The organism is Micromonospora sp. M61, assembly GCF_018070245.1.
Lineage (GTDB): Bacteria > Actinomycetota > Actinomycetes > Mycobacteriales > Micromonosporaceae > Micromonospora > Micromonospora zamorensis.
This window is the reverse complement of the sequence record NZ_JAGPYA010000040.1, coordinates 38173-63968: the sequence shown is the minus strand read 5'-3', so window position 1 is coordinate 63968 and position 25796 is coordinate 38173. Positions and strand designations below refer to the sequence as shown.

Here is a 25796-nt window from a genome sequence, read left to right as displayed (position 1 = left end):
ACGACTTCTTCGGCCTCAACGGCGAAACCACCCTCTGAGTACGTCAGGAGTCCCGCCATGTCCCGGCCTTCGCGTACCCCCGTCCTCCGCGCCCTGGTCGCGCTTCTCACCCTGGCCATGGCGGTCCTGACCGCCGTGGTGGTGTCACCCTCGCCAGCGATGGCCGCACCGAACTTCAAAGCGCCGTTCCCGTGCGGGCAACGCTGGACCTACGACCACCACAGCGCGGAGGTGCGGCAGGCGTTGGACTTCGTGCGCGCCGACGGCGGCGCCACCGGAGGCACCCCCCAGGTGGCGTCCGCAGCGGGTGTGGCCCGGCACTACTCCCAGCCCAGCGGGGCCGGTAACTACATCGTCGTCGACCACGGTGGGGGCTGGACGACCTACCACTTCCATCTCAGCGCCTACTCGGTTGCCAATGGCGCGTACGTGCAGCAGGGACAGCAGATCGGCATCACCGGCAGCACCGGCAACTCGTCTGGGCCGCACGTCCACTACGAGCAGCTCTACAACGGAGTCGGACAGACGATCGTCATCAACGGCGTCTCGCTGGCTCCCTACCCGGCCCAGTACAACCAGAAGTACCTGGTCAGTGACAACTGCGGCGCTCCGTCGGGCGGCCGCTACCTGGCCGGCTCACCGACGGACTTCACCGGCGATGGTCGCGACGACATCGTCGCCTTCACCCGCGGCTCACTCAACGACGTGTACGTGTCGGCGTCCACCGGCTCCTCGTTCGCGGGGACGTCGGTGAAGTGGAACGACTTCTTCGGGCTCAACGACGAGACGCTGCTGTCCGGGGACTTCAACGGCGACGGGCGCGACGACATCGTGGCCTTCACCCACGGCTCGCTCGCCGACGTGTACGTGGCACTGTCGAACGGGTCGTCGTTCGCGGGCGCCACGAAGTGGCACGACTGGTTCGCCCCGAACGCCGAGGTGGCCGCGGTGGGGGACGTCAACGGCGACGGACGCGACGACATCGTCGCCTTCACCCACGACGGCGCCGGGGACGTGTACGTCGCGTTGTCCTCCGGTTCGTCGTTCGCTGGAACGGCGCTCAAGTGGCACGAGTACTTCTCGATCGCCGGGGAGTATCCGGCCCTCGGCGACGTCGACGGCGACGGACGCGACGACATCATCACCTTCACCCAGGGGCCGCTCACGGCGTCAGACGTGATCGTCGCCCTGTCCACGGGAACCTCGTTCGGGGCGGCACAGACCTGGCACGACCTGTTCGCGGTCGGCGCCGAACAACCCCGCGTCGGCGACATCAACGGCGACGGACGCGACGACATCGTCACCTTCACCTGCAACGCCGACGCCGACGTCTACGCCGCCGTCTCCAACGGCACCTCATTCGTCGGCACCACAGTCAAGTGGAACGACCTCTTCTGCCTGCCCGGCGAGTTCCCCTACCTGGGTGACTACAACGGCGACGGCAAGGACGACATCGTCGCCTTCACCAAGGGCAGCTTCAACGACGTCCACGTCGGCCTCTCCACCGGCACCACCTTCCTCGGCGCCACCAAATGGCACGACTTCTTCGGCCTGCCCAACGAGACCACCTTCTGACCCAGGGAGACTCCAATGCTCGACGTACCCCCGCCCGCGTCGATCAGCCGGCGCCGGCTGATCGGTGGCTCCGCGGCGGTGGCCGCCGCCGGGCTGTTCGCCGGCGCCCTCGCCGCACCGTCCGCCGCCATGGCCGCCACCGACGGGTACGGCCTGCGCATCGTCGACCGCAACGAGAACGGCGGCCGCCTCCAGTACTACCGCTTCGCCACGGACGCCATCGAGTGGGACCCGGGCGTCAACGTGCTGCTGCCTGACGGGTACCACACCAGCGGCAAGCGGTACCCCGTGCTGTACCTGCTGCACGGTGGCAACGCCGACTTCCGCACCTTCCACCTCCAGGACAACATCATCGGTCTGACCGCCGGCCGGGAGGTCATCGTCGTCATGCCGGACGCGTCGACCGGCTGGTACTGCAATCCGGTGAACAGCTTCGTGGGACCCCGCAACTGGGAGACCTTCCACATCGCCCAGTTGCTGCCGTGGATCGACGCGAACTTCCGTACCTTCGCCGAGTACAACGGACGCGCGGTGGCCGGCTTCTCGATGGGCGGCTTCGGCGCGTTGAAGTACGCGGCCAAGTACTACGGCCACTTCTGCTCGGTCAGCTCACACTCCGGGCCGGCCAGCCTGCGCCGGGACTTCGGACTCGTCGTGCACTGGGCCAACGCCACCTCCGCCGCGCTGGACCTCGGCGGCGGCACCGTCTACGGGATCCCGCTGTGGGACGAGGCGCGGGTCAGCGCCGACAACCCGGTCCAGCGCATCCCGAGTTTCCAGAACAAGCGGATCTTCCTGGCGGCCGGCACGTCACCCGATCCGATCAACTGGTTCGACACCGTCAACGAAACCCAGGTGCTCGCCGGTCAGCGCGAGTTCCGCGCCGCACTCGCCCGGGCCGGTATCCCGCACGAGTGGCGCGAGGTGCCCGGCGGGCACTTCTTCCGCCACGACCTGTTCGTCCAGGACCTCAACGGGATGCTCGGCCGGCTACGCCGCGCCGGCTGAGGTGGCCAGCGGCGGCTCGCTGTGCATGCTGGGCTCGCGGCGGCTCGCTGTGGACGCGGCGTCGTGGCCACTGACCGGCACGGTAGCTTGCTGGTCATGGCCACGAGCGTCGACGTCCGTCGAGACCTCGCCAGCCGTGCCGACCCGGGTCGCGCCGAGGCGTCGAGCCGTTTCCTGCAGATGGTCCCCGGCGGTTACGGCGAGGGCGACCGGGCCATCGGCGTGTCCGTGCCGGACCAGCGCACGGTGGCCGGCAGATACTGGCGCGACCTCTCCCTGGCCGAGACAACGACGCTGCTGCACTCCGACGTGCACGAGGAGAGGCTGACGTCGCTGCTCATCCTGGTCCGCAAGTTCACCAGGGGCCACGACCAGGAACGGGGCGAGATCTACCGCCTCGTCCTGGCGAACACCGACCGCATCAACAACTGGGACCTGGTCGACTCGTCGGCGCCGTACATCGTCGGCCCCTGGCTCGTCGACAAGGAGCGCGGCGTCCTGGACCGGCTGGCCGGGTCTGACCTCGTGTGGGACCGGCGCATCGCCGTCATGGCGACTTTCGCCTTCATCAAGGCCGACGACTTCGAATGGACCTTCCGGCTCAGCGACCGGCTCCTCCAGGATCCGCACGACCTCGTCCGCAAGGCGGTGGGCTGGATGCTGCGTGAGGTGGGCAACCGGGACAGAGCGGCGGAGGAGGAGTTCCTGCTCCGCCGCTACCACGCCATGCCCCGGGTCATGCTGCGGTACGCGATCGAGAAGTTCGAACCGCAGCGACGGAGGGAGTACCTGTCCGGCACGCTCTAGGCAGCCGGGTCAGACCGGTGTCGCCGGTGAGATCGGGAAGTTCCGGTTGAAGACGTTGTCCGGGTCGTACGTGGCCTTGATCGCGCGCAGTCGGCTCAGCGTGGGCTCGGGCCAGGCGTCCAGCAGTCGAGCCGGGTCGGTGTCGGACTCGAAGCTGAGGTACATGCCGTCGAGATGCGCGTACAGCTCGGCCCACAGCTTGTCGAGTTGCGGCCTGCGGTCCGGGACCGTGGCGGCGAGCACCGAGAAGTTCTGCTCCCGGTGCGGGTACGCGGTCGCGTCGTGAGCGACGTCGTTGACCGCCGCGCCGACGGACCGGAGCTGCATGATCATTACGTCGCCGGAACGGATCATGTTTTCCATGAGGTCGGCTGCCTCCGGTGTGACGTGGTGCAACAGCCCGCTGCGGGTGTCCCGCAGACCCTGACCCCGATGGTCGTTGCCGGGTGGCACGACGATCGCCGGGTACGGCACGAGTTGCGCCTGCTGATCGAGAATCGGGCCGATCTCCAGGAACGGGCTCAGCGCGGACTGCGCCGCCTGGATGTCGTCACCGGCGTACACGAGGGTGACCTGGGCCATCGGGGGGTTTCCACGGCGGCCCGGGAAGAGGGACAGGAAGCTCGTCAGGTCCCGCGGCGCGTCCTCCACGAGCCGGCCCCAACGGTGCAGCAGTTGGGCGGTGTCGGTGGCGTCCGCGACGAGGTGGGCGTAGACGACTTTGTCGACCTCGTACGCCTCCAGTTCGAGGGCGGTGACGACGCCGAAGTTGCCACCGGCGCCACGGACAGCCCAGAACAGATCAGCATGGTGCTCGTCGTCCACCCGGAGCAGGCGGCTGTCGGCGGTGACGATCTCGGCGGCGACGACGTGGTCGATGGTCAGGCCGTGCCGGCGCGCCAGATAGCCGACGCCTCCGGTGGTGGCGAGGCCACCGACGCCCACGTCACCGTAGTCACCCGAGCTCATCGCCAGGCCGTACGGGGCGAGCGCCTGGGCCACCTCCCCCCAGCGGGCGCCGGGCTCCAGCCGGATCCGGCGAGTCGCCCGGTCCAGCACCTCGACGCGGTTCATCCTCGACATGTCGATGACGATCCCGCCGTCGTTCGTCGACCGGCCGCTGATGCCGTGCCCGCCGCTGCGCACGGACAACGGGACGTCCTGGGTCCGCGCGTACGACACGGCATCGACCACCTCGGCGGCGGTCTGCGGCCGGATCACCAGGGCCGGTGACCCCTGCCAGCTGTAGGTGTGGCGCACACCCTCGTACTCCGGATGGCCGGGCTCGACGGCGCCGGTGGTCAGCGATGCGGGCAGCGCGTCGTAGTCGAGGCCCGGGTGCCGCTCGGACCGGGCAGCGACCGCGTGGGTCGGTCCGGTGCCGGACGCGGTTCCCGCCCGCTCCCTGGCGACCGCCTCCCGCAGCGCGGGGGCGACCTCCTGCCCGAGGGTCTGGATCAGTCGCGGGTCGTCCCGGCCGATCAGGAAGGTGCTGAAACCCTCTTCCAGGACCAGCGGGAGGAGTTGTTCGACCCACTGCTCCGCGGGGCCCTGGAGGAAGCCACGGCTGCGCGACGAGACGTCGACGGTGAACAGATTGAGCAGTCGCCGGATCTCCCGAGGGTCACGCCCCGCCCCGACCGCTGCCTCGTCGATGAGCCGGTTGGCGGTCACCCGGTCCGGGGACCGCAGGTATTCCAGGGTCGGCAGCCAGCCGTTGGCCTTCTGACCGGTCAACGCCAGCATCTTCGGCTGGTACGCGCCGAGCCAGATGTCGATGTCGTGGGCCGGCGCGGGGCCGCGCCGCATGCCGGGGATCGGGTAGTACTTCCCGTCCCGCCGCAGCGGCCCGGAGGCCTCGGCGTCCCAGACCCCCCGCAGGACGTCGATCGCCTCGCGCAGCGCCTCGACACCCTGCCCCGCCGTCAGCCGACGAGCGCCCATGCCCTCGATTCCGTCCCAGAACGCGCCGGCGCCGAGGCCCAGCTCGAAACGACCGTGGGACAGCCGGTCCAGGCTCGCCGCCGCCCTGGCCAGGACGGCCGGCGGGCGCAACGGAAGGCTGAGGACGTTTCCCGAGATCCGCAGTCGTTCGGTGCGGGCCGCGACCCAGCTCAGCAGGGTCCAGGTGTCGAGGAACTCGGCGTTGTACGGATGGTCCTGGAAGGTGGTGAGGTCCAGTCCCGCCGCTTCGGTCAGCTCAGCGAGCGCCACCACGTGGTCGGGGTCCTGAGCGGTGGGCGTCAGAAACGTGCCGAAGAGAAGTTCGTGCCCGTAATCAGACATTTCGTCAGCATCTCCGTGGTCATGTTGCCAGAATATAATCTGCACAGCAGATCGTATGTCCCACAACGCACTTGCCCACTGGCTGATTCCTCGGTGCACAGGAACTTCGGTTTGATCAACACATCGCCTGCTAGCGTCCGGTGCATGTCCGCCACCGACGCGTGCGAGCTGCCGGCCGACCGCAGGCGCGGTTCGACCTTCGGCTGGTCACTGGGTGTCGTGCTGCGCCGCTGGCACGAGTACGTCGAGGAGACACTGAGCGACCTGCCGCATCGCAGCCGGGGCTACCACATCCTGGCCGTCGTCGTACACGAGGACGTGCCCACGCAGGGCGCGCTGGCCGCGCGCCTTTCCATCGACCGCAGCGTCCTGACGTACGTCATCGACGACCTGGAGAATGCCGGTCTCATCGAACGGAAGCTCGACCCTCAGGACCGGCGCGCCCGCCGGGTCGTGGCCACCGACCGCGGGCGTGCGGCACTCGCCGAGGCCGAGCGACGGGTCGCCCACGCCGAGGACCACGTGCTGGGCGGGCTGCCCGAGGATCAGCGCGACGCCTTCCGCGACTTCGCCTCCCGCGCCGCCGAGGCGATCCACGCCGCCGCGCCCACCACGGACCCCTGCGTCGCCGTGCGGAGCGTCCTTCCGCAGACCGAACAGTCAGACGAGTAGGCCGCCGGGCGGCCCGCCGAGGTCGTCGCCCGTGACATCGCCCTCGGCGCGCTCGCTTGTGGATCGGCGACGAACCTCACCCGAGCGAGGGAGTGCGTTCCCCTGCCGGCGGGGGCCGTCCGCGCGCCGGTCCCGCGAGGATCGACGCATGACGACATCGGCACCGGCCGTCCGCGAGGCGGGCCATGGCCTGACGTACGCAGTGCTCGGCTGGGCCGTGGCATACGGGGGTTTGCGTCTGGCGTGGACCGTCGGTGAGGCGCCGGAGTTCGGGCGGTTCGGGACGGACCTGCTGGGTTTCACCGGCTGGTGGTCGGTGGCGATGTGCGTCGCGGCGGGTGTCCTGGCGGTTGCTCTGGACCGGCTGGTGGTGTGGCGGCCAGTGCTCGCGGCGGTCGCCTGGGCGACCGCCGGGGCGCTGGTTGCCGCAGCCGCGATCCTGCTGCCGGAGCTGGTGGGCTTCCTGTTGTTCACGGTCGGCCCGTACTTCGACCCGCTCGCGTTCGCCAGCCGGCTCGGCTGTGTCACCGGAGCGGTCCTGCTCGGCCTGGCCACCGCCCGCTATCAGCGGCGCACCCGGGGCGACTGTCCGGACTGCTGCCGGACGGTCCGACCGGGTCTGCGGCGCTCGACACCAGCGCGGTGGGCGCGGTGGGCCGCGTACGCCGCAGTGACCGGCCTCGTCGCCCGATTTGCGGCCCAGGCCGTGGTGGGATTCGACGGTCTCACCGACGACGCCACAATGGTCGGGCTGATGATCGGCATGGTGCTGGCCGGGGTGTTGTTGCCGCTGGCGCTGGTGCACCACTGGGGTGAGGTCTGGCCGGGATGGGTGCCGCTGCTCGCCGGCCGCACGATCCCTCGTCTGCTGTTGCTGGTGCCCGGCTTCGGCCTCGGGACGGGCATCGTGGCCTACTTCGGCATGGGGATGGTGCAGGTGGTGTCGGGATCGGAGAGCGAGTTCTCCGACGCGTTCCTCTGGGTGGCGATGTCGGCGTACAGCATCCTGGGGCTCGGCCTCGTGGCGGCGTCCAGCGACTACCACCTGCGCACCCGCAGGCCGTGCGGTGCCTGCGGCCGGTGACCGTTCGGTCGACGGGCACCGCGGGAACGGCCCCGCCGCGCTGCGAACAGGCGGCAGGGCCGTGCGTCGAGATCGTCGATGACGTCGTGTGCGTGATCCGTCAGGGCGTGACGGAACGGCTCGGGCTCAGGACGTTCCCCGTACCGCCTCGATGATGGTCTCGGCGACCTCGCCGGGCTGGGACGCCGTCATCGCGTGGGAGGCGCCGACGATCTCCCGGACGCCGCGGGCGTCGGCACGCTCGGCCATGAAGCGGTGCGCCGCGACCGGGATGTTGTGGTCCTGGTCGCCGAAGACGAACCAGCTGGGCAACAACTTCCACGCCGGTGTCGTCGACGCCAGGCCCTCGCCGAGCGCCTGCTCGGTCACCGGCCGCTGCGTCCGGGCCATCAACGCCGCCACGTTGCCGGACACGTCCTGGACGAACTGTTTGTGGTAGGCGTTCTGGGCGATGGCCACCTCGTTGCCGCCGGTCGCCACCGGGTAGGAAACCAGGGTGTCGGCGAGCGTGCTGCCGGGGAACTTGCCGGACAGCGCCAGCGCCGACTCACCCGTCTCCGGGGCGAAGGCATTGACGTAGACCAGGGCACGCACCATCGGGTCGTCGGCCGCCGCCTCGGTGATGACCATTCCAGCGTACGAGTGGCCGACGAGCAGGACCGGTCCGCCGATGCCTCGTACCACGTCCCGCAGGTATGCGGCATCTCCGGCGACGCTGCGCAGCGGGTTGGCGGCGGCCACCACGTTGTAGGCCGCACCGAGCCGCTCGATCACACCGTTCCAGCTCGCCGACTCGGCGAACGCGCCGTGAACGAGGACAACGGTGACGTCTTGGTCTGACACGGCCATCGGCTCCTTTGCCTGAGGACGGGCTCGGGTGGATGCCTCGTCCGACTACGTGGGCGCGGCTGATTACCCACCCTGCGACCAGGAAACGTCGCGTTCAGGTCGGCGTCCTGACCGACGTGCTCGGCCTCGGCCCCGGCCTGGAACACGATGAGCTGGGTGAGATCCTCGGCGTCCACCGCGCGGGGACTTCAGGAACGAGTTCCTGCGAGTCCAGTTCGACGGGATGAAGAATCGACCCGAGACCACGAACGGCACGGTCGCCCTGGCCGCACTGACCGGACTCAAGCTCCCATCGGACGAACTCTTGTGGAAAGGATCCGAGCATGCGAGCGATCACCGTGCGAGACCGTGACGCGGGCGTCAATGGGCTCACCCTGACCGACATGCCATACCCGCACGCCGCGGAGAACGACGTCATCGTGCGCGTACACGCCGCAGGGTTCACTCCCGGAGAGCTCGGCTGGCCGGCAACGTGGACCGACCGCGCCGGCCACGACCGGACACCCAGCATTCCCGGCCACGAGCTGTCCGGCGTCGTGGTCGAACTCGGCTACGGGACCACCGGCCTCAGCGTGGGCCAGCGGGTGTTCGGCCTGACCGACTGGGCCCGCAACGGGTCCCTGGCCGAGTACACCGCGGTGGAGGCCCGCAACCTGGCCCCTCTCCCGGCCGACATCGACCACACCGTGGCCGCCGCGCTGCCCATCTCCGGGCTGACCGCATGGCAGGCACTGTTCGACCACGCCCACCTCACGACCGGCCAGACCGTCCTCATCCACGGCGCGGCGGGCGGTGTCGGCTCCATCGCCGTCCAACTCGCCCGGGAGGTGGGCGCCCGGGTGATCGGCACCGGCCGAGCCGACGACCGTGCTGCCACCCTCGCCCTCGGCGCGCAGACCTTCGTCGACCTGGACGCCGACGATCTGCGGCAGGTCGGCGAGGTGGACGTGGTGCTCGACGTCATCGGCGGCGACATCCTCACGCAGTCGACCGAACTGGCACGCCCGGGCGGGACACTGGTCACCATCGCCATGCCGCCCACGGTGCAACCCAGGGACGGGCGAGCCATCTTCTTCGTCGTCGAACCTGATCGCGTCCGGCTGGCCGACCTCGCCCAGCGCCTCCGTACCGGACGGCTCAACCCCGTCGTCGGCGCCGTACGACCACTGGCCGAGACGGCCGCCGCGTTCGCCCGCCACCGTCGTACACCCGGCAAGACGATCATCCAGGTCGCGGACGAACAGTTGCCCGCCGTCGACGGCTTTCGCGGTTGAGGGCGGGACACGGATCGCAGGAAGGGGCAGGCTGCGTCCCGGCGAGAGATTATTCAGGGGCCGTGTCGATCCGCGGGCCGCTCGTTCGACGCGGGGGTGCGAGGCCCGCCGGGCGGCCCCGCCGGACGAAGGAGAACGCGATGGCGCAGTACATGCTGATCATGCGGGGCACCGACGAGACCAACGCGGCCGTGATGGCCAACGTCGACGAGCTGATGACCGCGACCCGCCTGTTCATCGAGGAGGCGGCCAAGGCCGGCGTCTACGTCGCCGCCGAGGGGTTGGACGATCCGAGCCAGGGCGTCGTGGTGCACTTCGGCGACGAGGCGCCGGTGGTCACCGACGGGCCGTACGGGGAGACCAAGGAGTTGTTCGGTGGCTTCTTCCTGCTCGACGTCGCCTCGATTCAGGAGGCTGTCGAGTGGGCCAAGCGGGTTCCCTCGGTTCCCGGGTCCAAGATCGAGATCCGTCGGGTGCCCGGTGAGGACGAGGTCCCGCAGGACAGCGGGAAGTTCGTCACGGAAGGGACCTCGCACGGGAGCAGCGGCCGGGTCTGATGGGTACGGCCGACATCGAGGCCGTTTGGCGGATCGAGTCGGCCCGGATCGTCGCCGCGCTGACCCGGTTCACCGGCGATTTCGGGCTGGCCGAGGACGCGGCCCAGGAGGCGGTGGCCGAGGCGCTGGTGTCGTGGCCGCGTGCCTCTCCGGCCAATCCGGGCGGCTGGCTGATGGCCACGGCCCGGCGGCGGGCGATCGACGCGATCCGCCGCCGGGCCGCCCTACGGGACCGTTACGCCCTGCTGGCCGCCGAACCCGCGGTCGACGCGGAGATCGACCCCGACCGGATCGACGACGACATCCTGGCGCTGATGTTCGTCAGCTGCCACCCGGTGCTCTCCCCGGAGACCCGGGTGGCGCTGACCCTGCGCGTGGTCGGTGGCCTGTCCACCGAGGAGATCGCCCGCGCGTTCCTCGTACCCGTGCCGACCGTGCAGGCCCGCATCACCCGGGGCAAGAAGACGATCGCGGCGGCCCGGGTGCCGTTCGAGTTGCCGGCCCCCGATGAGCGCCGGGAACGGCTGGGTGGTGTGCTCAGCGTCCTCTACGTGATCTTCACCGAGGGTTCGACGGCCACGTCCGGCGACCGGCTGCTGCGCCCCGACGTCGCGTACGAGGCGATCCGGCTGGCCCGCACGCTCGCCGCGCTACAGCCGGACGAGCCGGAGGTGCACGGCCTGCTCGCGCTGTGCGAGCTGACGGCCGCGCGCTTCCCGGCCCGCACCGCCGCGGACGGCACGCCGGTCCTGCTCGAGGACCAGGACCGCCGACTGTGGGACCGCGCGGCGATCCGCCGCGGGCTGGCGGCGTTGGCCAGGGCATCGACCCGTGGCTTCGGCCCCTACGGTCTGCAGGCCGCCATCGCGGCCACCCACGCGTCGGCGCCCTCCGTCGAGGAGACCGACTGGGACCGGATCGTGCTGCTCTACGAGGCACTCGGTCGGGTCGCGCCCTCCCCGGTGGTCGAGCTCAACCGGGCCGTCGCCGTGGCCATGGCCTCGGGGCCGGCGCAGGCCCTGTCCATCGTGGACGATCTGGTCGCCTCGAACCGACTGGCCGGGTCGTACCTGGTCCCGACCGTACGCGGGGAGCTGCTGAGCCGTCTCGGTCGCCGACCCGAGGCGCGCGCCGAACTGGAGCTGGCCGCTCGGCTCTGTGCCAACCAGCGCGAGCGCGCAGTGCTGCTCCGCAAGGCGGCCGCGCTGAGCTGACTCCGCAGCCCTTCACGCCGCGCCGTCACCCACCGGGGCGGCTGCTCGTCAGCCAACCGGTGAGCTGCTGGCTGGTCTCCGCTCCGAGCGCCGCCGCCACTCGTGAGGCCAGGGTGACGAGCTCAGCGTGTTCCGTCCCCGTCACCTGCAAGGGTGGCTGAGGGACACGGTGCGAGGCTGTCCGTGTCGCGTCACGGGTGATCCGGGTGGCGTCGGCCGTGCCCCGCTCGGCCAGGCGTGGGTCCGCGTCGACGGCCAGGATCAGAGCGGCGCGCAACTCGACGCCGACACCCCGGCCGCGCAGGAGCCGGTAACCGGCCCGGCGCAACTCCACCCGACCGGCCCGCAGCAGTTCCCACGCCAGGGCCGGCGGCAGAGCGCCGGCGACCGGGCGTAGGGCCGCGGTGACCTCCCGCACCACCGCCGGTGACGGGTCCCGCAGCAACGCCGCCATCTCCCCCACCCCGACCGCGTCCAGCAGCCGCAGACCCCGTACCGCCTGAGCGCGCAGCCTTGCCTGCTCATGACCCAGCAGCCGTTGCAGCAACGGGGCGTCCGCGACGGAGCCGATCTCGGCGAGCCCGGCGATCGCCCCCGAAGCCGGCTCACCGGTGCCGACGGCGCTCCGGTAGTGCTCCCGCGCGTCGGTACCGAGGCGGCGGGCGGCGTCCCGGGCCACCGCCCGTACCAGCGGCGCGTCATCGTCGAGGCACGCGGCGACCTCGGCGTCCTGCCCCGCGCGGACCAGCCCGGTCAATGCCACCGCCCGCACCTCGGCCCGAGCCGATCGAGCCAGACGCTTCAGGGCGTCGAGCCGGCGGGTCCACACCGCCTCACGGCACGCCGCCTCCGCCGCCCGCGCCCGAACCCGCACATCCGGATCCGACTCGGCAAGGGCCACGAGATCGGGGAGGCGCAGGCTGCCCTGCGCCAGGACGATGTCGAAGACGAACCGGCGCTGCCGGCGACCGCCCGAATCGAGCAGGCCTCGCCACACCTGCTCCGTCGCCGCGAACACCGCCGCCCGCACCTGGGCGACCGCGAAGCCGGCACGCAGGCGCGCCTCAAGACGGAGCACCACCGGCAGGACCGCCGGCAGGTGGACCGCCGGGTCGTCGGCGAGCAGCACCGCGAGCCCGGCCCGGGCCTGATCCCGGACCGGCTTGACCCAGTCCGCGGTACGCAGCACCAGGAACGGCATGGCCTCCGCGCGCGGGCGACCGGTCATCGTCGCGACCGCACGCTCCCGGATCCGCCCGTCGCCATGCATGCTCGCCAACACCGTCGCCACCGGACCGGGAGCATCGCCGGAGAGTCGTGCCGAGACCCGCCTCAGCGCGGGCTCCTGGCACCCACCGCGCCACGGCGCCGACCGCGCGTGCTCGTCAAGCCGCACCAGCAGCTCCGGCATTCCGGCCACCAGCGCCACGGCCGACTACGCCGCCTCCTCGTCGCCTACGGCATCGACAGCCAGCAGCACCTCGACCAGACGGTTCAGTGCCTCCCACCGGCCGGTGCGAGCCTCGTCGACCGCGACCCGCACCGACCCGGGCAGGCCGTCCTGTCCCACCGGCGAAGGCGGGCGATCCCCGGTGACGCGTCTGCTCCCGATCATGGCGACATCCTGCCCCAGCCGACCAGCCCGACCGAACCCCATTTCCGGCCGAGCAGCGAACCGAGGCGGACGGCAACTCCACCGGGTCGGGCCCGTGCCACCAGCCCTGCCAGGCGGCACCTTCCGCTACCGACGGCGGAGCAGTACGCCGCCCGCTGTCCCCGCGACAATCGGAAAGGCGGCGACCAGCAGCAGTTGGGCGCTCACCGGCAGGTGGGAGGCGAGACCCAGGAGACCGGCACCGATCGCGGAAGCCGCCACCTTCAGTCCGGCGCCGATGGTGAAGACCTGCGTACGGGTCGTCTCGGTGGCCAACTGGTTCCGGGCCAGGAACAGCGCTGCGGCGCACGGCCCGGTGAAGAGCCCGGACAGCGCAAACAACGCTGCGGTCAGCGGTAGGGAGTGCACGGCGGCCGCCAGCGCGAGGGGTACGCCGACCGCGGCCATGGCCCAGACCGTCACAACCGGCGCGCGGGAGGCCGGCATCGGCCTCCAGGCCCAGAGCAGGGAGCCCACGAACGCACCTGCGGCGATCACGCCGAGCAGCAGGCCAGCGCGCGTGGGTTCGTGCGCGGCGGCAGCCAGGGTGGTGGCGACCACGGCGAGACCGCCCAGGCCCAGTTGACCGAAGCTGGTCGCGAGGGTGAGCACTCGCAGGGCCGGATCGCGTGCGACCGCGCGGGTGCCGTGGAACAGGCCAGCCGTTCGTGTCCGCGCCGCCACGGTGTCGGAGGTGGGCAGATGCAGGGAGGCGACGCCGAGTGCGCCGAGTCCGGCGGTGATCGCGAGCGCGAGGATGGCGGTGCTCGGGCCGGCTGCCGCCGCGACCAGCCCGACCGCCGCCGGCCCGGCCATGCCGGCGACGTTGTAGAACAGCGAGTCCAGCGCGAAGGCACGAGCCTCGTGCCCGGGTCCCGCCAGCTCGCCCAACCGGCTGGTCAGCCCGCCGGTCACCGCCGGTCCGCAGCACCCCGCCACCACGAGGACGAGGTAGGTCTGCCACAGCGGCGCGTGACCGAGCAGGGCGACCGGCGCCGCGAGGGCCCCGGCGAAGACGGTGATCGCTCCGGCGAGCACGGCCGCCGGCCGTCGCGACCGGTCCACCAGCGCACCGACCAGGGGCGCGGCCACCACGTGTGGAATCAGCAGGGTCGCGACCAGCGTTCCGCCGACGGCGGCGCTGTCCGCCCGGTCCAGGGCGAGGAGCACCAGTGCCACCCGTGCGCCCTCGTCGGCGGTGCGCGCCAGTAGCGCTGCGGCCAGGTAGTGGGCCAGCCGTGCGCCGTGCCGGCGGGTGCCGGGATCGGTTGCCGTCACCTGTTGGACCGGTGATCCCATCGGATCACTCTTGCATCGCGTCGCGTCACCGGTCAAGATGGTGACGTGAGATTCGAGTTCATTGCCGACCGGCCGGTACTGGACTTCCTTCCCACGCTCGCCGAGCGCGGCCACACCGACATCGAGCAGCTGACGACCCCGCAGGATTTCGCGGACTGGGCCGTTCAGGCTGGCGTCGTCGAGCAACCCCCTCATGTGGACGATGCGGCTCTGCGGCAAGCCAAGGATCTCCGCGAGGCGATGTTCCGCCTGGTCCGAGCCCTGATCGACGGCACCGACGCGGCCCCGGCCGATCGCGAGCTGGTCAATGATGCCGCGGCTGGACCGCTACCCGAGCTGCGCCTGGACGTCGACGGGGTGCACCGGACGGGCGACACCGACGCCGTCCTGACGGTCCTCGCGCGCGACTGCCTGGAGTTGCACGCCAGCGACGACCGTCACGCCCTCCGGTGGTGCGCCGACGAGCACTGCACCCGAGCGTTCGTCGACCGGTCGCGAGGCTCGCGGCGACGCTGGTGCGGCATGCGCGGCTGCGGAGATCGCGCCAAGGCCGCCGCGTACCGCCGTCGACGGCGAACCTCGGCCCCCTGAGGGCAGCGGCCCCGATTCTTCACCCCGATGTCACCGAGCGATCCCGTCGGCGACGTTTCGGTGTCCGCCCGCAGGAGTTGGCTGCCAGTCGTCGCACTTGTCCTGACCAGGAGCTGATCGCCGTGCCTTCTTCTCGTCGTACCTTCCTCGCTGGCAGCGCCGCCGCCGGCGTTGGCCTTGCCGTCGCCGGCGGCCTGCCGTCGCTGGCCCAGGCCAGCCCGGGCCGGCCACACCCGCCGGTCAAGTCCGGTCACGTGCCCTTCCCGCCGCTCGTGGACGACCCGAAGGGAATCCTGGCCCTGCCCGAGGGCTTCAGCTACACAGTGGTCACCCGGACCGGCGTGACCCGGCTCGACCGTGGCCAGGGCATGACCCCGGCCGACCACGACGGCATGGCCGTCTACGACGCCGGCAACGGCCGCTACGCCCTGATTCAGAACCACGAGATCGACCCCGGCGCGGAGTTCGGCGTGCCGCACGTCAAGGGAACGGTGTACGACCCGGGCGCCGTCGACGCCGGCGGATGCACCGTGATCAGGACCGACCGTGCGGGCCGCAACCTGGGTGAGTTCGTCGCCCTCTCCGGCACCATCTCCAACTGCGCCGGCGGGCCCACCCCCTGGGGGACCTGGCTCACCTGCGAGGAGACCGAGGACCGGGCCGGCGACGCGTGGGAAGAGGGCGGCCGGTCCGGCGTCTACCAGAAGGACCACGGCTACGTCTTCGAGGTCTGGGCCGACGGCAGCGCCGACCCGAGGCCGATCAAGTGCCTGGGTCGCTACTCCCACGAGGCCCTGGCGGTCGACAAGGACCGCACCCACATCTACCTGTCCGAAGACGCCGACGGGCCCAACGGCCTCTTCTACCGCTGGTCGGCGCCGCGCGGCGTCAAGGTCGGTCCCGGCGTGCTCACCCGGCTCGCGCCCAACGCCGGCGTCCTCGCCGCGATGCAGATCATCATGGACGACGGTTCGGTGCTGCCGGACGTCGCCTACCTGACCTCCGCGCAGCTGGGTCGCCCCTTCCCCGTCCGGTGGATCGAGGTGCCGGACCGCGACGCGCGGGACAGGTCCGTACGCGAGCAGTTCACCGATGGCCAGGTCACCCGCGGACGCAAGTTCGAGGGTGTGTGGGGCACCGACGAGGGCGTGTACGTGGTCAACTCGTACGCCTGGGACGAGGGTGACCTGCCGGCGGACGCGGCACCGCACGACGGCATGGTCTGGTTCTACGACTACAAGGCCCAGACCATCCAGCTGGTGACGTACTTCCCGCACCAGAGCGCCTCCGAGGAGGGGACGCCGGTCAGGTACAACGACATCACCTTCGACGGCCCGGACAACGTGACCGTCACCCCGTGGGGAAGTCTCGTCCTCGCCGAGGACGGCAAGGGCACGTCCCACGTGCTCAGCGCGGTCCCGGGCGGCCCGACCTACGCGATCGCCCGCAACCAGCTCAACGACTCGGAGTTCTGCGGGCCGACCTTCACCGCCGACGGCAGGGTGCTCTTCGTCAACATGCAGGACCCCGGCCTCACCCTGGCCATCACCGGCCCGTGGGAGAAGTACCTGGGCTGAGCCCGGATTCGGATCGATCGGTGGGGGGCGGGCGGACCGCCTGACCCCCACCGCGTCCACACCTCAGTGCGAGTGACGGGGCACGGCACTGCCGCTGCCGCCGACGAGGAAGTCCAGGTCCGCGCCCTGGTCGGCCTGCAGGACGTGCTCGCTGTACAGCCGTACCCATCCCCGGTCGGCCACCGGCGGCGGCGGCCGCCACGCGGCCCGGCGCTGGACAAGCTCGGTGTCGTCGACCAGGAGTTCCAGGCTCCGCGACGGGACGTCGACGCGGATCAGGTCGCCGGTGCGCACCAGCGCGAGCGGGCCGCCCACGGCCGCCTCCGGGGCCACGTGCAGGATGCAGGTGCCGTAGCCAGTGCCGCTCATGCGGGCGTCGGAGATCCGCACCATGTCCGTGATGCCGGCCGCGAGCAGCCGTCGTGGCATCGGCACGTTGCCCACCTCCGGGAAACCGGGGTAGCCGCGCGGCCCTGCGTTGCGGACCACGAGCACCGTGTCGGGGGTGACGTCCAGGTCCGGGTCGTCGGCGGCGACGACATAGTCCTCGATCCGGTCGAAGACGAGCGCGGGACCGGTGTGCGTGAGGAGCTGGGCGGAGGCGGCGGACACCTTCAGCACCGCCCCGGACGGCGCGAGCGAGCCGCGCAGCACCACGGTGCCGGAGCCGGCGGGCTGGAACGGCTCGGCCAGGGTGCCGATGACCTCCCGGTTCCAGCACTGGGCGCCGGTGATGTTGTCGGCCACGCTCCTGCCGCTGACGGTGACGTGGTCCATGTTCAGCAGCGGGGCGATCTCCGCCATCACCGCCGGAACGCCGCCCGCGTAGGCGAAGTCCTCCATGAGGTACGCCCCGGACGGCATGAGGTTGACGAGCATCGGCACGTCGGCGGTGAGGGTGTCGAAGTCCTCCAGGGACAGGGGGACGCCGAGGCGTCCGGCGATGGCGAGCAGGTGTACGACGGCATTGGTGGAACCGCCGATCGCGGCGTTGACCCGGATGGCGTTCTCGAACGCCTGGCGGGTGAGCACCGTGGACAACCGTTGGTCCTGTTGGACCATGGCGACGATCCGGCGGCCGGCGGCGTGTGCGAGCGCGTACCTGCGGGAGTCGACAGCCGGCACGGCGGCGGCCCCCGGGAGTTGCACGCCCAAAGCCTCGGTCACGCAGGCCATCGTGGAGGCGGTCCCCATGGTCATGCAGTGGCCCCGGCTGCGGGACATGCCGACCTCCGCCTCGGCGCAGTCGGCCGCGCTCATCCGGCCCGCCCGCATCTCCTCGGTGAAGCGCCAGACGACGGTGCCCGAGCCGATGTCCTGGCCGCGGAACTTGCCGTTGAGCATCGGGCCGCCGGTCATCATCAGAGTCGGCAGGTCGACGCTCGCCGCCCCCATCAGCAGACCGGGCGTGGTCTTGTCGCAGCCGGAGAGCAGGACGACCCCGTCGAGCGGGTTGGCCCGGACCGACTCCTCCAACTCCATCGCCAGCAGGTTGCGGTAGAGCATGGTGGTGGGTCGCATCAGGGGCTCGCCCAGGCTCATCGCGGGGAACTCCAGGGGCAGGCCGCCGCTCTCCCACACGCCCCGCTTCACCGATTCGGCCAGGTCCCGCAGGTGGGCGTTGCAGGGTGTCAGCTCCGACCAGGTGGTGGCGATGCCGATCACCGGACGACCGTCGAAGACGTCGTCCGCGAACCCCTGGTTGCGCATCCAGGACCGGTGGATGAACCCGTTGCGGCCCTCCGCACCGAACCACTGCCCGCTGCGCAGCGGTGGATTCGTCGTCGACATCGGCACACCTTCCTGTCGTCGTCCCGCCCGGCGTCTGCGAGCCGGCGGGTCTGGCTGGTGACATCGGGACCAGGGGCACGTGCGGGAGCGACCGACGGCGCGGCTACTCCCCCTTCGGTTCCAATTTCCCGTCGACTCGGCGCGGAATGGCGGTGTACGCGTCCCGAAGCTCGTCGGGGAGGATCCACTCCGGGGCGTCCTGCCACGCCAGCGGACGGAGGAACCGTCGGATCGACGTGGCGCCCACCGAGGTGTGCACGGCGTTGGTCGACGGCCAGGGCCCGCCGTGGTGCTGAGCCCACGACACGCGGACACCGGTGGGATAGCCGTCGAAGACGATCCGACCCGAGCGGGCGGCGAGCACGTCGACCAGCCCGCGCACGGCATCTGCGTCATCGTCGTGTCCACGATGGACGGAACCGGTCAGTGACGGCGGGACGGTCGCCAGCACGGCGTCGAGTTCGGCGACGTCGCGATACCGGACCACGACCATGAGCGGTCCGAAGCACTCGCCGGCGATCTCGGCGGTGAGTCCCGGCAGGTCGACCTCCAGCAGGGTCGGCGCGACGGTGAAGCCCTCGCGTGTCTCGACCTGGGGCCGGGCCGAGACACGCGCACCGGCCTGCTCGAAAGCCGTCGCGCCGCTCTCATAGGCGTCCCGGATGCGCTCGTTCAACAGGACCGTGCCGCCCGCCGAGGCGACCCTCCCCCGCAGCCTGTCGACCAGGTGCTCACCGCCCGGATCCGCCGGGATGAACGCCAGACCAGGCTTGGTGCACAGCTGACCACCCGAGGCCGTGAAGGAGGCGAACAGCCCTTCGGCGATCGCGTCTGCCCGGTCGGCGGCCGCGCCCGGCAGGACGACGATCGGGTTGACGCTGCTCAGCTCGGCGTAGAGGGGAATCGGGTCGGGTCGTTCGTCGATGGCCGCCTGGATGGCCCGGGCGGCGCCGACGGAGCCCGTCAACGCGACCGCGCGGATCGCGGGGTGGCGCACCAGCGACCGGCCGGACTGCTCCCCGTACACGGTGGTGATCACGCCGTCGGGCCCGCCCAGGTCGCGAATGGCCGACCCGATCGCGTCGGCGGAGGCGTGCGACGTCAGCGGGTGCGACGGGTGGGCCTTCAGGACCGTGGGACAACCCGCGGCGAGCGCGGAGGCGGTGTCGCCTCCGGCGACCGAGAAGGCGAAGGGGAAGTTGCTGGCTCCGAAGACGGCGACCGGCCCGAGGGGCACGAGCATCCGCCGCAGGTCGGGGCCGGGCCCGATGGGGGTGTCGGCGGCGTGGTCGATGGCCGCCTCGACGTACCCGCCGTCGCGCAGGACGTCGCCGAACATCCGGAACTGGAGAGCCGACCGGGTGAGCTCCGTTTCGAGCCGCGCCTGACTCAAGCCGGTCTCCGCCTCCGCGACGGCGACCAGGTCCGCGCGACGCGACTCCAGGGACTCGGCGACGCGGTCCAGCATCTCCGCCCTGCCGATTCTGCCCAGGGCGGAGAGCCACTGCGCGGCACGGGACGCCTGGCCGGCGACAACCTCCAGCCGAGACTCGTCCGTCTCGTTGAGATCGGTCGCGCGACGCCGACCGTCGCGCGGATCGACAGTGTTGACCACGTTCACAGCAGCCCTCTCCTCCCCAGATTGCCCATCAGATCGCGGACGCCGAAGTGCCAGGGCTCGCACTCCTCCGCGTGCCACACCCGGTTGACCAGGGTGCCGAGTGCCGGGCAGCTGATCCGTACGACGTCGTCGACCTTGTGGGTGAAGCCCTCGCCTGCGCGGTCGCGGTCCTGGATGGGCGCGAACATCGTGCCCAGCATCAGGGCGGCACCGTCGGGATAGCTGTGGTGCGGGCCGATCAACTGCCGCACGAGGTCCTCCGGGTCCCGCGACATCCGGGTCATCTCGGACACCGCCTCCAGGAGGAAGCCGTCCAACCCGCGGACCTCCAGGCTGACCTCGAGTTCGCGGACCCGATCCATGCCGAACCGGTCGTCGAAGAGCCGGATCAGGGGGCCGAGGGCACACGAGGCGTTGTTGTCCTTCGCCAGCGGAAGCAACAGCGCCGACCGGCCCTCCACATCCCGCAGGTTCACGTCGTTGCCGAGGGTGGCGCCGACGATCCGGCCACTGGACTGGACGATGAGCGTGACCTCGGGCTCCGGGTTGTTCCAGGTCGACGTGGCCAGCACGCCGACCGGAACGGCGGTGCCGACGGCGGACAGGATCTGACCCTTGGTGAAGATCTCGGCGTCCGGGCCGATCCCCACCTCCAGGTACTGACTCCACATGCCCTCGGCCACCAGCAGATCCTTGAGCCGCTCCGCCTCCGCCGAGCCCGGAGCCAGGCTGTGCAGGTCGACACCGACGTCGGCGAGCATTCGGCGTCGGATGTCCCCCGCGAGCGCCAGGTCTCCCCGGGCCCGTTCCTCGATGACGCGTTCGATCATCGAGACGGGAAAGGTCACGCCGGCGGCCTTGAGCACCTGAAGGTCGACCGGGGCGAGCAGCCAGGGCCGCGTAGGGTCGCGGGTCTCGGCCTCGGTGTTGGCCAGTATCTCCCCGAGGTCGCCCACCCGCGGCCCGTCGAGCCCGGCCACCGTCGCGGCGGGGTCGGGAAGCTCGCAGATGTCCCGGACGGTCGGGAACCGCCGGCTGATGTCGAAGACATCGCCGTTTCGGACGGTCACGGGCGAGGGTCCGTCGACGGACGGGTCCCAGATCCGGCCGACGAGGACGCTGTCGTCGGCGTCGTCCGGCAGCGCCTCGACGGCGGTACCGGCCCAGCCCGCGCCCGGGGTCGTGCGCCGGGGCCGTGGCACCGTCATGAGCCGCTCCCCAGGTCGAAGAAGGATTGCTCGCCCCGGGGCGGATGTCACAGACGGCGTCCTGGTACATCCGGAGTGGATACGAGTCAGCGTCAGGCGTATGAAATTGCAACGATCGTAGCGCCATGTGCAACGCTGTCAAGCGCTGGTTGCGCATAGCATTACCCTCATTGCGTATTATGCAATCGCAGTGGCGGTGATGCTCCGCCGCGCGGAGGGAGACAGGGCCTTGGCGCAATCGATTCGCCGTGCGATCGACCTCGTCCGTCGGTCGGCGGAGCACCCGCTGTCGCTCACGGAGGCGGCGGACGTGCTCGGCGTCCACAAGTCCACGGCCCTGCGCATCCTCCAGACACTGGAGTCCGCGCGCTTCGTGCGCCGGACCGGCGCGGGCACCTATGTGCTCGGCAGTGGCGTGATCGAGCTGTCCGAGCTCGCGCTCGGCTCGATGGACCTACGCCAGTTCGCCGCCGCACACCTGCGTGCGTTGCAACGCCAGACCAGCCACACCGTGCACCTGGCGCAACTGACCGGTGACGAGATCATCTACATCGACAAGGTGGACAGCCCGGCGTTCGACGCCGTCAAGCTGCCGTCCCGGGTCGGCCGCGCGGTGTCGATCTACGCGAGCGCCGTCGGCAAGACGATCCTGGCCTACCTACCCCAGGACGAGCGCGACCGCCTCCTGTCCCCCGTCGTCTTCGAGCGGTTCACCGACACCACCTTCGCCGACCCCGAGTCGCTCGCGACCGAGTTGGCCCGCATCCGGGAGCAGGGCTGGGCCACGGACAACGGCGAACACGACGCGTACGTGATGTGTGTCGCCGCACCGGTCAGGGATTCACGAGGGCAGGTCATCGCCGCCGCCTCGATGACGGCGATCGAGGTCATCGCGAGCCTCGACCAGTTGAAGAGCGCCCTTCCGCTCCTGCTGAGGACCGCGGACCAGATCTCGTCCGAACTGGGCTACACACCTCCATCACCCGCGAGCACTGACGGCTCGGTCGACGACGACCGCCTGACGAACACAACCAGCTGACGAAACAGCGGCACGAGGACGGCCCCGGCGACCGTTAGAATCGCCGCCGTGGAGCTGGACGAGACCGCCGCCCGACTCGGGGTGCCCGTCGAGGACGTCGAACGCGTGCACCAACTCGCCGGTGACCGGCCGTCGGCGCCGCTGCCCGACAAGGCCGACGCGCGCGCGATCCTCGGCCGGCTCGCGGTGCGACCGGACGACACCACCGAGATCATGGCCGGCTGGCCCGACCCCGACTCACCACACTGGACCCCGGAGCTGCGCTGGCTGCTGGACCGGTCGATCGCCCTGGTCCGCGCCGACCTCGGCGGCTACGGCTGGCTGTCGCCGGGGCCGGAGTTGCCGCGCGAGCGGGGCCCGGCGTGGCGGCATCTCTACGTGTACGCGTACCTGGCCCTGGTCGACGTCGTCACGGCGTACCACCGCGATCACGGCATCGCCGACGCCGTGTCCTGGGTGACCCTGGCGGACCTGGGCCGCAACCTCGCTGTCGACCGGCGGATGCGCGGCGAGGGCTGGCCGGTGATGCAGAGCTGGCTGACCCTGCACGCGCGCGGTGGCCTGTTCGAGCTGGGGCGGTTGCAGCACCAGCGCGGTGTCAGCGCCATCGACCTGCACATCCCCGAGTCGGGACCGCTGACCCCGGAGGCGGTCGCGGCGTCGCTCGACGAGGCCCGCGCGTTCTTCCCGCGCCACTTTCCTGACGAGCACTACACGGCTTTCGCCTGCGGCTCCTGGCTGCTCGACCCGCAGCTGCGGGAATACCTGCCCGAGGACTCCAACATCGTCCGGTTCCAGCGGAGGTTCGAGCTGGAGCCCTACGACGAGCAGGAGGGGCCCGACGCCGACGTGGAGGTGCTGCGGTTCGCGTTCCGCAGCCTCACCACGCCGCTCGACGAGCTGCCACGCGGCAGTGTGCTCCAGCGCGCGATCGTCGATCACCTGAAGGCCGGCCGGCACTGGCAGTGGCGCCGCGGTCGCTTCCCGATCTGACCAGTCCCTGGCCGCCGACGAGAGCGCAGCCGACGAGAGCCACCGACGCCCCGCGTGCTCAGGTGACGCGATGCCGTTGGTAGTGCCGGGCCGCTTTGGCGCGAGAGCCGCAACCGTCCATTGAGCACCAGCGTCGGGTGCCGTTTCGCGACGTGTCGTAGAAGTGCAGGATGCAGGCGGAGTTGCCGCAGGCACGGATGCGGCTGGGTTGCTGGCGAAGCAACTCCAGGTAGTTGACGGCCGCCTGCCACGACGGAAGCCATTCGGTGTCCACGTCATGGTGCTCCTGCACGGCCCCCTGCCGGAGCGTGTAGCGCGAGGCGCCACGGGCGAGGATCGCGTTGACCGCCCGTTCGGCGTCCTCGCCGGGCTGCTCCAGGACGCGACGCAGCGCCGCGCGCGCCTCGCGCAGCGGCATCTCCACCGACGCGGGCTCCCCCGGCAGTCGGTGCTCGGCGAGCCAGTCTCGCAGCCCGTCGGGTTCGTCGAACAGGTCGACCATGCGGCCCCGCTCGACCCACTGGGTGTTGACCAGGTCCAGTGCGAGGGGCTCGCCCACCAGCGGCCGACGTGTCATGGCGCCAACCTTACCACCGTTCGCCGTTTGACAGGTTAGGCAGGGCGGCGTACCTTCTAACCGGCTAACTAAGCCAAGGGGGTTAGACCCGAGTTCGGAGGGCGTCCGCCATGCCACATCGCTACCTACAGGAACTGACCAGCGCCTCGGTGGTCGCCGCGCAACAGCGCTACGGCAGCCGCCCCGCCATCGCGCGCATGGTCGCCGGCTGGGACACGGACGCGATGCTCGGCGCCGACGAGACCGCCTTCATCGCCGAACGCGACAACTTCTACCTCGCCACCGTCGGCGAGAACGGCTGGCCGTATCTGCAGCACCGCGGTGGGCCGCCCGGCTTCCTGCGCGTTCTCGACCCCACCGACGGGCACAGCGTGCTCGGCTGGGCCGATCTGCGCGGCAACCGGCAGTACCTGTCCGTCGGCAACCTCGGCACCTCGCCGCGGGTGTCGCTGCTGCTCATGGACTACGCCCACCAGCAGCGACTCAAGATCATCGGCACGGCCCGCGTTACCGACGTCCGGGACCGGGCATCCGAGGGCCTGCTGGAGAGGCTGAACGTGCCCGGCCAGACGGGCAAGGTGGAACGGCTGATCACCGTCGACGTGCACGGCTACGACTGGAACTGCCCGCAACACATCACGCCCCGCTTCAGTGAGGCGGAACTCGCGGACGCGCTCGCGCCGATACGCGACGAACTGACACGCCTGCGCGCGGACAACCACGCCCTACGCGCACAACTGCACGGCCACGCCCTACCCGACGATCAGCGAGACAGGGACAGCCATGAGCACTGACGCCCCCGACCCGAACGCGCCGCCGCGGCACCCGTTGCCGCCGTTCGACGCCGAAACCGCACGAATCAAGGTGCAGGCCGCCGAAGACGCCTGGAACACCCGCGACCCGCAGCGCGTGGCCGCCGCCTACACACCCGACAGCATCTGGCGCAACCGGTCGACCTTCCTCACCGGCCGCCACGAGATCGAAGCGTTCCTGACCGACAAGTGGGAACGCGAACTCGACTACGTGCTCCGTAAACAACTGTGGGCGTTCCACGAAAACCGTATCGCCGTGCGGTTCCAGTACGAGTGGCACGACGCCGCCGGCCAATGGTGGCGCAGCTACGGCAACGAACAGTGGGAGTTCGACGAGCGCGGCTACATGGCCCGCCGGGAGGCCAGCATCAACGACGTCCCCATCTCCGCCGAGGAGCGCCGCATCCACGGGCGGAGGCCCGCAGGCGACGACACCGACATACCGCTGCGGTGACAACCGCCGGCACCACGGCAAGACCAGGGAGAAAAACCATGAACAAGCTGACCGTACGCTCCCTCGGCGGCCCGACGGCGGTGTTCGACTACGCGGGCTCGCGCGTCGTGTTGGACCCGACCTTCGACGATCCGCGGACGTACCAGAACGGCCCCGTGACGGCGATCAAGCTCACCGGCCCGAGCGCAGCGCCCGAGGACCTCGGCCAGGTCGACGTGGTGCTCGTGTCGCACGAGCACCACATCGACAACCTGGACATCTCCGGGCGGGAGTTCGCCCGCCGGGCCCCACGGGTGTTCACCACCGCCGCTGGGGCACCGAATCTCGGCCCCGGTGCGGTCGGCCTCCGGCCGTTCGCGCACGCCGAGGCCGGCGACATCCGCGTCACAGCGGTTCCGGCGCTGCACGGAACGCCGGAGATCGGCGTGCACAACGGCCCCGTGGTCGGCTTCGTGCTGGAGGCGACCGACTGGCCAACGGTCTACGTCAGCGGTGACAACGCCTCCCTCGACGTCGTGGCCGTCGTCGCGGAGCAGTTTCCGGCGATCGAGATCGCATTCCTCAATCTCGGCGCGGCCCGGATCGCCGTACGCGGAGACGGGTTCCTCACCTTGACGGCTGACCTGGCGGCCCGAGCGGCGGCCCTGCTCGGCGCCCGGGCGGTGATCCCTGTTCACCAGGACGGCTGGGGGCACTACACCCAGGATGCCGACGACGTCGTACGGGCCTTCGAGGAGGCCGGCGTGCGGAATCTGCTCGTCGACCTGCGTCCCGGCGACTCGACGACCGTCTGACGAAGAGTCCACAACGTACTCAACGACGCCTGAGTACCCGCCGTCAGGCGCCTGCCCCGG

The 25796-nt window shown here is 70.9% G+C and carries 24 protein-coding genes; 15 read left to right on the top strand and 9 right to left on the bottom strand.

Annotated elements, in window-relative coordinates; all coding sequences use genetic code 11:
• The first annotated feature begins 57 nt into the window (after positions 1-57).
• From KBX34_RS22215 to KBX34_RS22205, 3 genes are all read left to right on the top strand, one after another.
• A complete protein-coding gene (locus KBX34_RS22215; RefSeq protein ID WP_374223713.1) occupies positions 58-1575 on the top strand; it encodes an FG-GAP-like repeat-containing protein in 1518 nt (505 codons plus the stop codon).
• A 15-nt stretch (positions 1576-1590) separates the two neighbouring features.
• Positions 1591-2583, top strand: coding sequence for an alpha/beta hydrolase family protein (locus tag KBX34_RS22210; protein ID WP_210926710.1), 993 nt, complete (start codon positions 1591-1593; stop codon positions 2581-2583).
• Between the two features lie 96 nt (positions 2584-2679).
• Positions 2680-3390 (top strand): DNA alkylation repair protein, encoded by a 711-nt coding sequence (locus KBX34_RS22205; protein ID WP_210926709.1) that lies wholly within the window; start codon positions 2680-2682, stop codon positions 3388-3390.
• Positions 3391-3399: 9 nt separating this feature from the next.
• Here the strand turns inward: KBX34_RS22205 and KBX34_RS22200 are convergent, their stop codons facing one another.
• Positions 3400-5676 carry an LLM class flavin-dependent oxidoreductase gene (locus KBX34_RS22200; protein ID WP_210926707.1) on the bottom strand — a complete coding sequence of 759 codons (2277 nt, stop codon included), beginning with the start codon at positions 5674-5676 and terminating at the stop codon, positions 3400-3402.
• A gap of 144 nt (positions 5677-5820) precedes the next feature.
• On the opposite strand from KBX34_RS22200, the gene KBX34_RS22195 reads away from it, so the two are divergent.
• Together KBX34_RS22195 and KBX34_RS22190 are read left to right on the top strand one after the other, a co-directional pair.
• A complete protein-coding gene (locus tag KBX34_RS22195; RefSeq protein WP_210926705.1) occupies positions 5821-6348 on the top strand; it encodes a MarR family winged helix-turn-helix transcriptional regulator in 528 nt (175 codons plus the stop codon).
• A 148-nt stretch (positions 6349-6496) separates the two neighbouring features.
• Positions 6497-7432: a hypothetical protein gene (locus KBX34_RS22190; protein ID WP_210926703.1), complete on the top strand. Its 936-nt coding sequence runs from the start codon at positions 6497-6499 to the stop codon at positions 7430-7432.
• 126 nt (positions 7433-7558) lie between these two features.
• Here the strand turns inward: KBX34_RS22190 and KBX34_RS22185 are convergent, their stop codons facing one another.
• Positions 7559-8281, bottom strand: coding sequence for an alpha/beta fold hydrolase (locus tag KBX34_RS22185; RefSeq protein WP_247666801.1), 723 nt, complete (start codon positions 8279-8281; stop codon positions 7559-7561).
• A 323-nt stretch (positions 8282-8604) separates the two neighbouring features.
• Here KBX34_RS22185 and KBX34_RS22180 point away from each other — a divergent pair, with 323 nt between their 5' ends.
• From KBX34_RS22180 to KBX34_RS22170, 3 genes are all read left to right on the top strand, one after another.
• Positions 8605-9555 carry an NADP-dependent oxidoreductase gene (locus KBX34_RS22180; protein WP_210926701.1) on the top strand — a complete coding sequence of 317 codons (951 nt, stop codon included), beginning with the start codon at positions 8605-8607 and terminating at the stop codon, positions 9553-9555.
• A gap of 140 nt (positions 9556-9695) precedes the next feature.
• Positions 9696-10112: a YciI family protein gene (locus KBX34_RS22175; protein ID WP_088948881.1), complete on the top strand. Its 417-nt coding sequence runs from the start codon at positions 9696-9698 to the stop codon at positions 10110-10112.
• Positions 10112-11326 (top strand): RNA polymerase sigma factor, encoded by a 1215-nt coding sequence (locus KBX34_RS22170; RefSeq protein ID WP_210926699.1) that lies wholly within the window; start codon positions 10112-10114, stop codon positions 11324-11326. Before KBX34_RS22175 ends, KBX34_RS22170 begins: the two co-directional genes overlap by 1 nt.
• 25 nt (positions 11327-11351) lie before the next feature.
• On the opposite strand, the gene KBX34_RS22165 is transcribed toward KBX34_RS22170, so the two are convergent.
• The 3 genes from KBX34_RS22165 to KBX34_RS22155 all read right to left on the bottom strand — a co-directional run bounded on the left by KBX34_RS22165 (position 11352) and on the right by KBX34_RS22155 (position 14279).
• Complete coding sequence (locus KBX34_RS22165; protein WP_307871468.1) at positions 11352-12755, bottom strand: hypothetical protein; 1404 nt, start codon at positions 12753-12755, stop codon at positions 11352-11354.
• Positions 12756-12761: 6 nt separating this feature from the next.
• On the bottom strand, positions 12762-12941 hold the full coding sequence (locus tag KBX34_RS22160; protein WP_210926698.1) for a hypothetical protein: 180 nt from the start codon (positions 12939-12941) through the stop codon (positions 12762-12764).
• Positions 12942-13067: 126 nt separating this feature from the next.
• Positions 13068-14279 carry an MFS transporter gene (locus KBX34_RS22155; protein ID WP_210926696.1) on the bottom strand — a complete coding sequence of 404 codons (1212 nt, stop codon included), beginning with the start codon at positions 14277-14279 and terminating at the stop codon, positions 13068-13070.
• 45 nt (positions 14280-14324) lie between these two features.
• Here KBX34_RS22155 and KBX34_RS22150 point away from each other — a divergent pair, with 45 nt between their 5' ends.
• On the top strand, positions 14325-14870 hold the full coding sequence (locus KBX34_RS22150; protein ID WP_210926694.1) for an ABATE domain-containing protein: 546 nt from the start codon (positions 14325-14327) through the stop codon (positions 14868-14870).
• Between the two features lie 122 nt (positions 14871-14992).
• A complete protein-coding gene (locus KBX34_RS22145; RefSeq protein ID WP_210926692.1) occupies positions 14993-16447 on the top strand; it encodes an alkaline phosphatase PhoX in 1455 nt (484 codons plus the stop codon).
• Positions 16448-16510: 63 nt separating this feature from the next.
• Here KBX34_RS22145 and KBX34_RS22140 read toward each other — a convergent pair whose 3' ends face one another.
• The 3 genes from KBX34_RS22140 to KBX34_RS22130 all read right to left on the bottom strand — a co-directional run bounded on the left by KBX34_RS22140 (position 16511) and on the right by KBX34_RS22130 (position 21067).
• A complete protein-coding gene (locus KBX34_RS22140; RefSeq protein ID WP_099854871.1) occupies positions 16511-18238 on the bottom strand; it encodes an IlvD/Edd family dehydratase in 1728 nt (575 codons plus the stop codon).
• 103 nt (positions 18239-18341) lie between these two features.
• Positions 18342-19859 (bottom strand): aldehyde dehydrogenase (NADP(+)), encoded by a 1518-nt coding sequence (locus KBX34_RS22135; protein ID WP_210926691.1) that lies wholly within the window; start codon positions 19857-19859, stop codon positions 18342-18344.
• Positions 19856-21067 (bottom strand): fumarylacetoacetate hydrolase family protein, encoded by a 1212-nt coding sequence (locus tag KBX34_RS22130; RefSeq protein ID WP_210926689.1) that lies wholly within the window; start codon positions 21065-21067, stop codon positions 19856-19858. Before KBX34_RS22130 ends, KBX34_RS22135 begins: the two co-directional genes overlap by 4 nt.
• Before the next feature lie 229 nt (positions 21068-21296).
• Here KBX34_RS22130 and KBX34_RS22125 point away from each other — a divergent pair, with 229 nt between their 5' ends.
• Together KBX34_RS22125 and KBX34_RS22120 are read left to right on the top strand one after the other, a co-directional pair.
• The gene (locus tag KBX34_RS22125; protein ID WP_210926687.1) at positions 21297-22106 is read left to right on the top strand and encodes an IclR family transcriptional regulator; all 810 of its coding nucleotides are present in this window, start codon (positions 21297-21299) and stop codon (positions 22104-22106) included.
• Between the two features lie 48 nt (positions 22107-22154).
• Positions 22155-23099, top strand: a complete 945-nt coding sequence (locus tag KBX34_RS22120; RefSeq protein WP_210926686.1) for an acyltransferase domain-containing protein — start codon at positions 22155-22157, stop codon at positions 23097-23099.
• A 58-nt stretch (positions 23100-23157) separates the two neighbouring features.
• Here KBX34_RS22120 and KBX34_RS22115 read toward each other — a convergent pair whose 3' ends face one another.
• Entirely contained in the window at positions 23158-23676 is a 519-nt protein-coding gene (locus KBX34_RS22115) for a CGNR zinc finger domain-containing protein (protein WP_210926684.1), read from the bottom strand.
• Positions 23677-23786: 110 nt separating this feature from the next.
• Here KBX34_RS22115 and KBX34_RS22110 point away from each other — a divergent pair, with 110 nt between their 5' ends.
• Genes KBX34_RS22110 through KBX34_RS22100 form a run of 3 tightly spaced genes read left to right on the top strand, consistent with a single transcriptional unit; the run spans position 23787 to position 25736 of the window.
• Positions 23787-24470 carry a pyridoxamine 5'-phosphate oxidase family protein gene (locus KBX34_RS22110; protein ID WP_210926682.1) on the top strand — a complete coding sequence of 228 codons (684 nt, stop codon included), beginning with the start codon at positions 23787-23789 and terminating at the stop codon, positions 24468-24470.
• The gene (locus KBX34_RS22105; RefSeq protein ID WP_210926680.1) at positions 24460-24942 is read left to right on the top strand and encodes a nuclear transport factor 2 family protein; all 483 of its coding nucleotides are present in this window, start codon (positions 24460-24462) and stop codon (positions 24940-24942) included. Before KBX34_RS22110 ends, KBX34_RS22105 begins: the two co-directional genes overlap by 11 nt.
• A gap of 38 nt (positions 24943-24980) precedes the next feature.
• On the top strand, positions 24981-25736 hold the full coding sequence (locus KBX34_RS22100) for an MBL fold metallo-hydrolase (RefSeq protein WP_210926678.1): 756 nt from the start codon (positions 24981-24983) through the stop codon (positions 25734-25736).
• The last annotated feature ends 60 nt before the right edge of the window (positions 25737-25796 follow it).

Bases quoted from the DNA above. Each gene is read 5' to 3' on its own strand.
- KBX34_RS22215 (WP_374223713.1), top strand. From the start codon at position 58: ATGTCCCGGCCTTCGCGTACCCCCGTCCTCCGCGCCCTGGTCGCGCTT.
- KBX34_RS22210 (WP_210926710.1), top strand. From the start codon at position 1,591: ATGCTCGACGTACCCCCGCCCGCGTCGATCAGCCGGCGCCGGCTGATC.
- KBX34_RS22205 (WP_210926709.1), top strand. From the start codon at position 2,680: ATGGCCACGAGCGTCGACGTCCGTCGAGACCTCGCCAGCCGTGCCGAC.
- KBX34_RS22200 (WP_210926707.1), bottom strand. From the start codon at position 5,676: ATGTCTGATTACGGGCACGAACTTCTCTTCGGCACGTTTCTGACGCCC.
- KBX34_RS22195 (WP_210926705.1), top strand. From the start codon at position 5,821: ATGTCCGCCACCGACGCGTGCGAGCTGCCGGCCGACCGCAGGCGCGGT.
- KBX34_RS22190 (WP_210926703.1), top strand. From the start codon at position 6,497: ATGACGACATCGGCACCGGCCGTCCGCGAGGCGGGCCATGGCCTGACG.
- KBX34_RS22185 (WP_247666801.1), bottom strand. From the start codon at position 8,281: ATGGCCGTGTCAGACCAAGACGTCACCGTTGTCCTCGTTCACGGCGCG.
- KBX34_RS22180 (WP_210926701.1), top strand. From the start codon at position 8,605: ATGCGAGCGATCACCGTGCGAGACCGTGACGCGGGCGTCAATGGGCTC.
- KBX34_RS22175 (WP_088948881.1), top strand. From the start codon at position 9,696: ATGGCGCAGTACATGCTGATCATGCGGGGCACCGACGAGACCAACGCG.
- KBX34_RS22170 (WP_210926699.1), top strand. From the start codon at position 10,112: ATGGGTACGGCCGACATCGAGGCCGTTTGGCGGATCGAGTCGGCCCGG.
- KBX34_RS22160 (WP_210926698.1), bottom strand. From the start codon at position 12,941: ATGATCGGGAGCAGACGCGTCACCGGGGATCGCCCGCCTTCGCCGGTG.
- KBX34_RS22155 (WP_210926696.1), bottom strand. From the start codon at position 14,279: ATGGGATCACCGGTCCAACAGGTGACGGCAACCGATCCCGGCACCCGC.
- KBX34_RS22140 (WP_099854871.1), bottom strand. From the start codon at position 18,238: ATGTCGACGACGAATCCACCGCTGCGCAGCGGGCAGTGGTTCGGTGCG.
- KBX34_RS22130 (WP_210926689.1), bottom strand. From the start codon at position 21,067: ATGACGGTGCCACGGCCCCGGCGCACGACCCCGGGCGCGGGCTGGGCC.
- KBX34_RS22115 (WP_210926684.1), bottom strand. From the start codon at position 23,676: ATGACACGTCGGCCGCTGGTGGGCGAGCCCCTCGCACTGGACCTGGTC.
- KBX34_RS22110 (WP_210926682.1), top strand. From the start codon at position 23,787: ATGCCACATCGCTACCTACAGGAACTGACCAGCGCCTCGGTGGTCGCC.
- KBX34_RS22105 (WP_210926680.1), top strand. From the start codon at position 24,460: ATGAGCACTGACGCCCCCGACCCGAACGCGCCGCCGCGGCACCCGTTG.
- KBX34_RS22100 (WP_210926678.1), top strand. From the start codon at position 24,981: ATGAACAAGCTGACCGTACGCTCCCTCGGCGGCCCGACGGCGGTGTTC.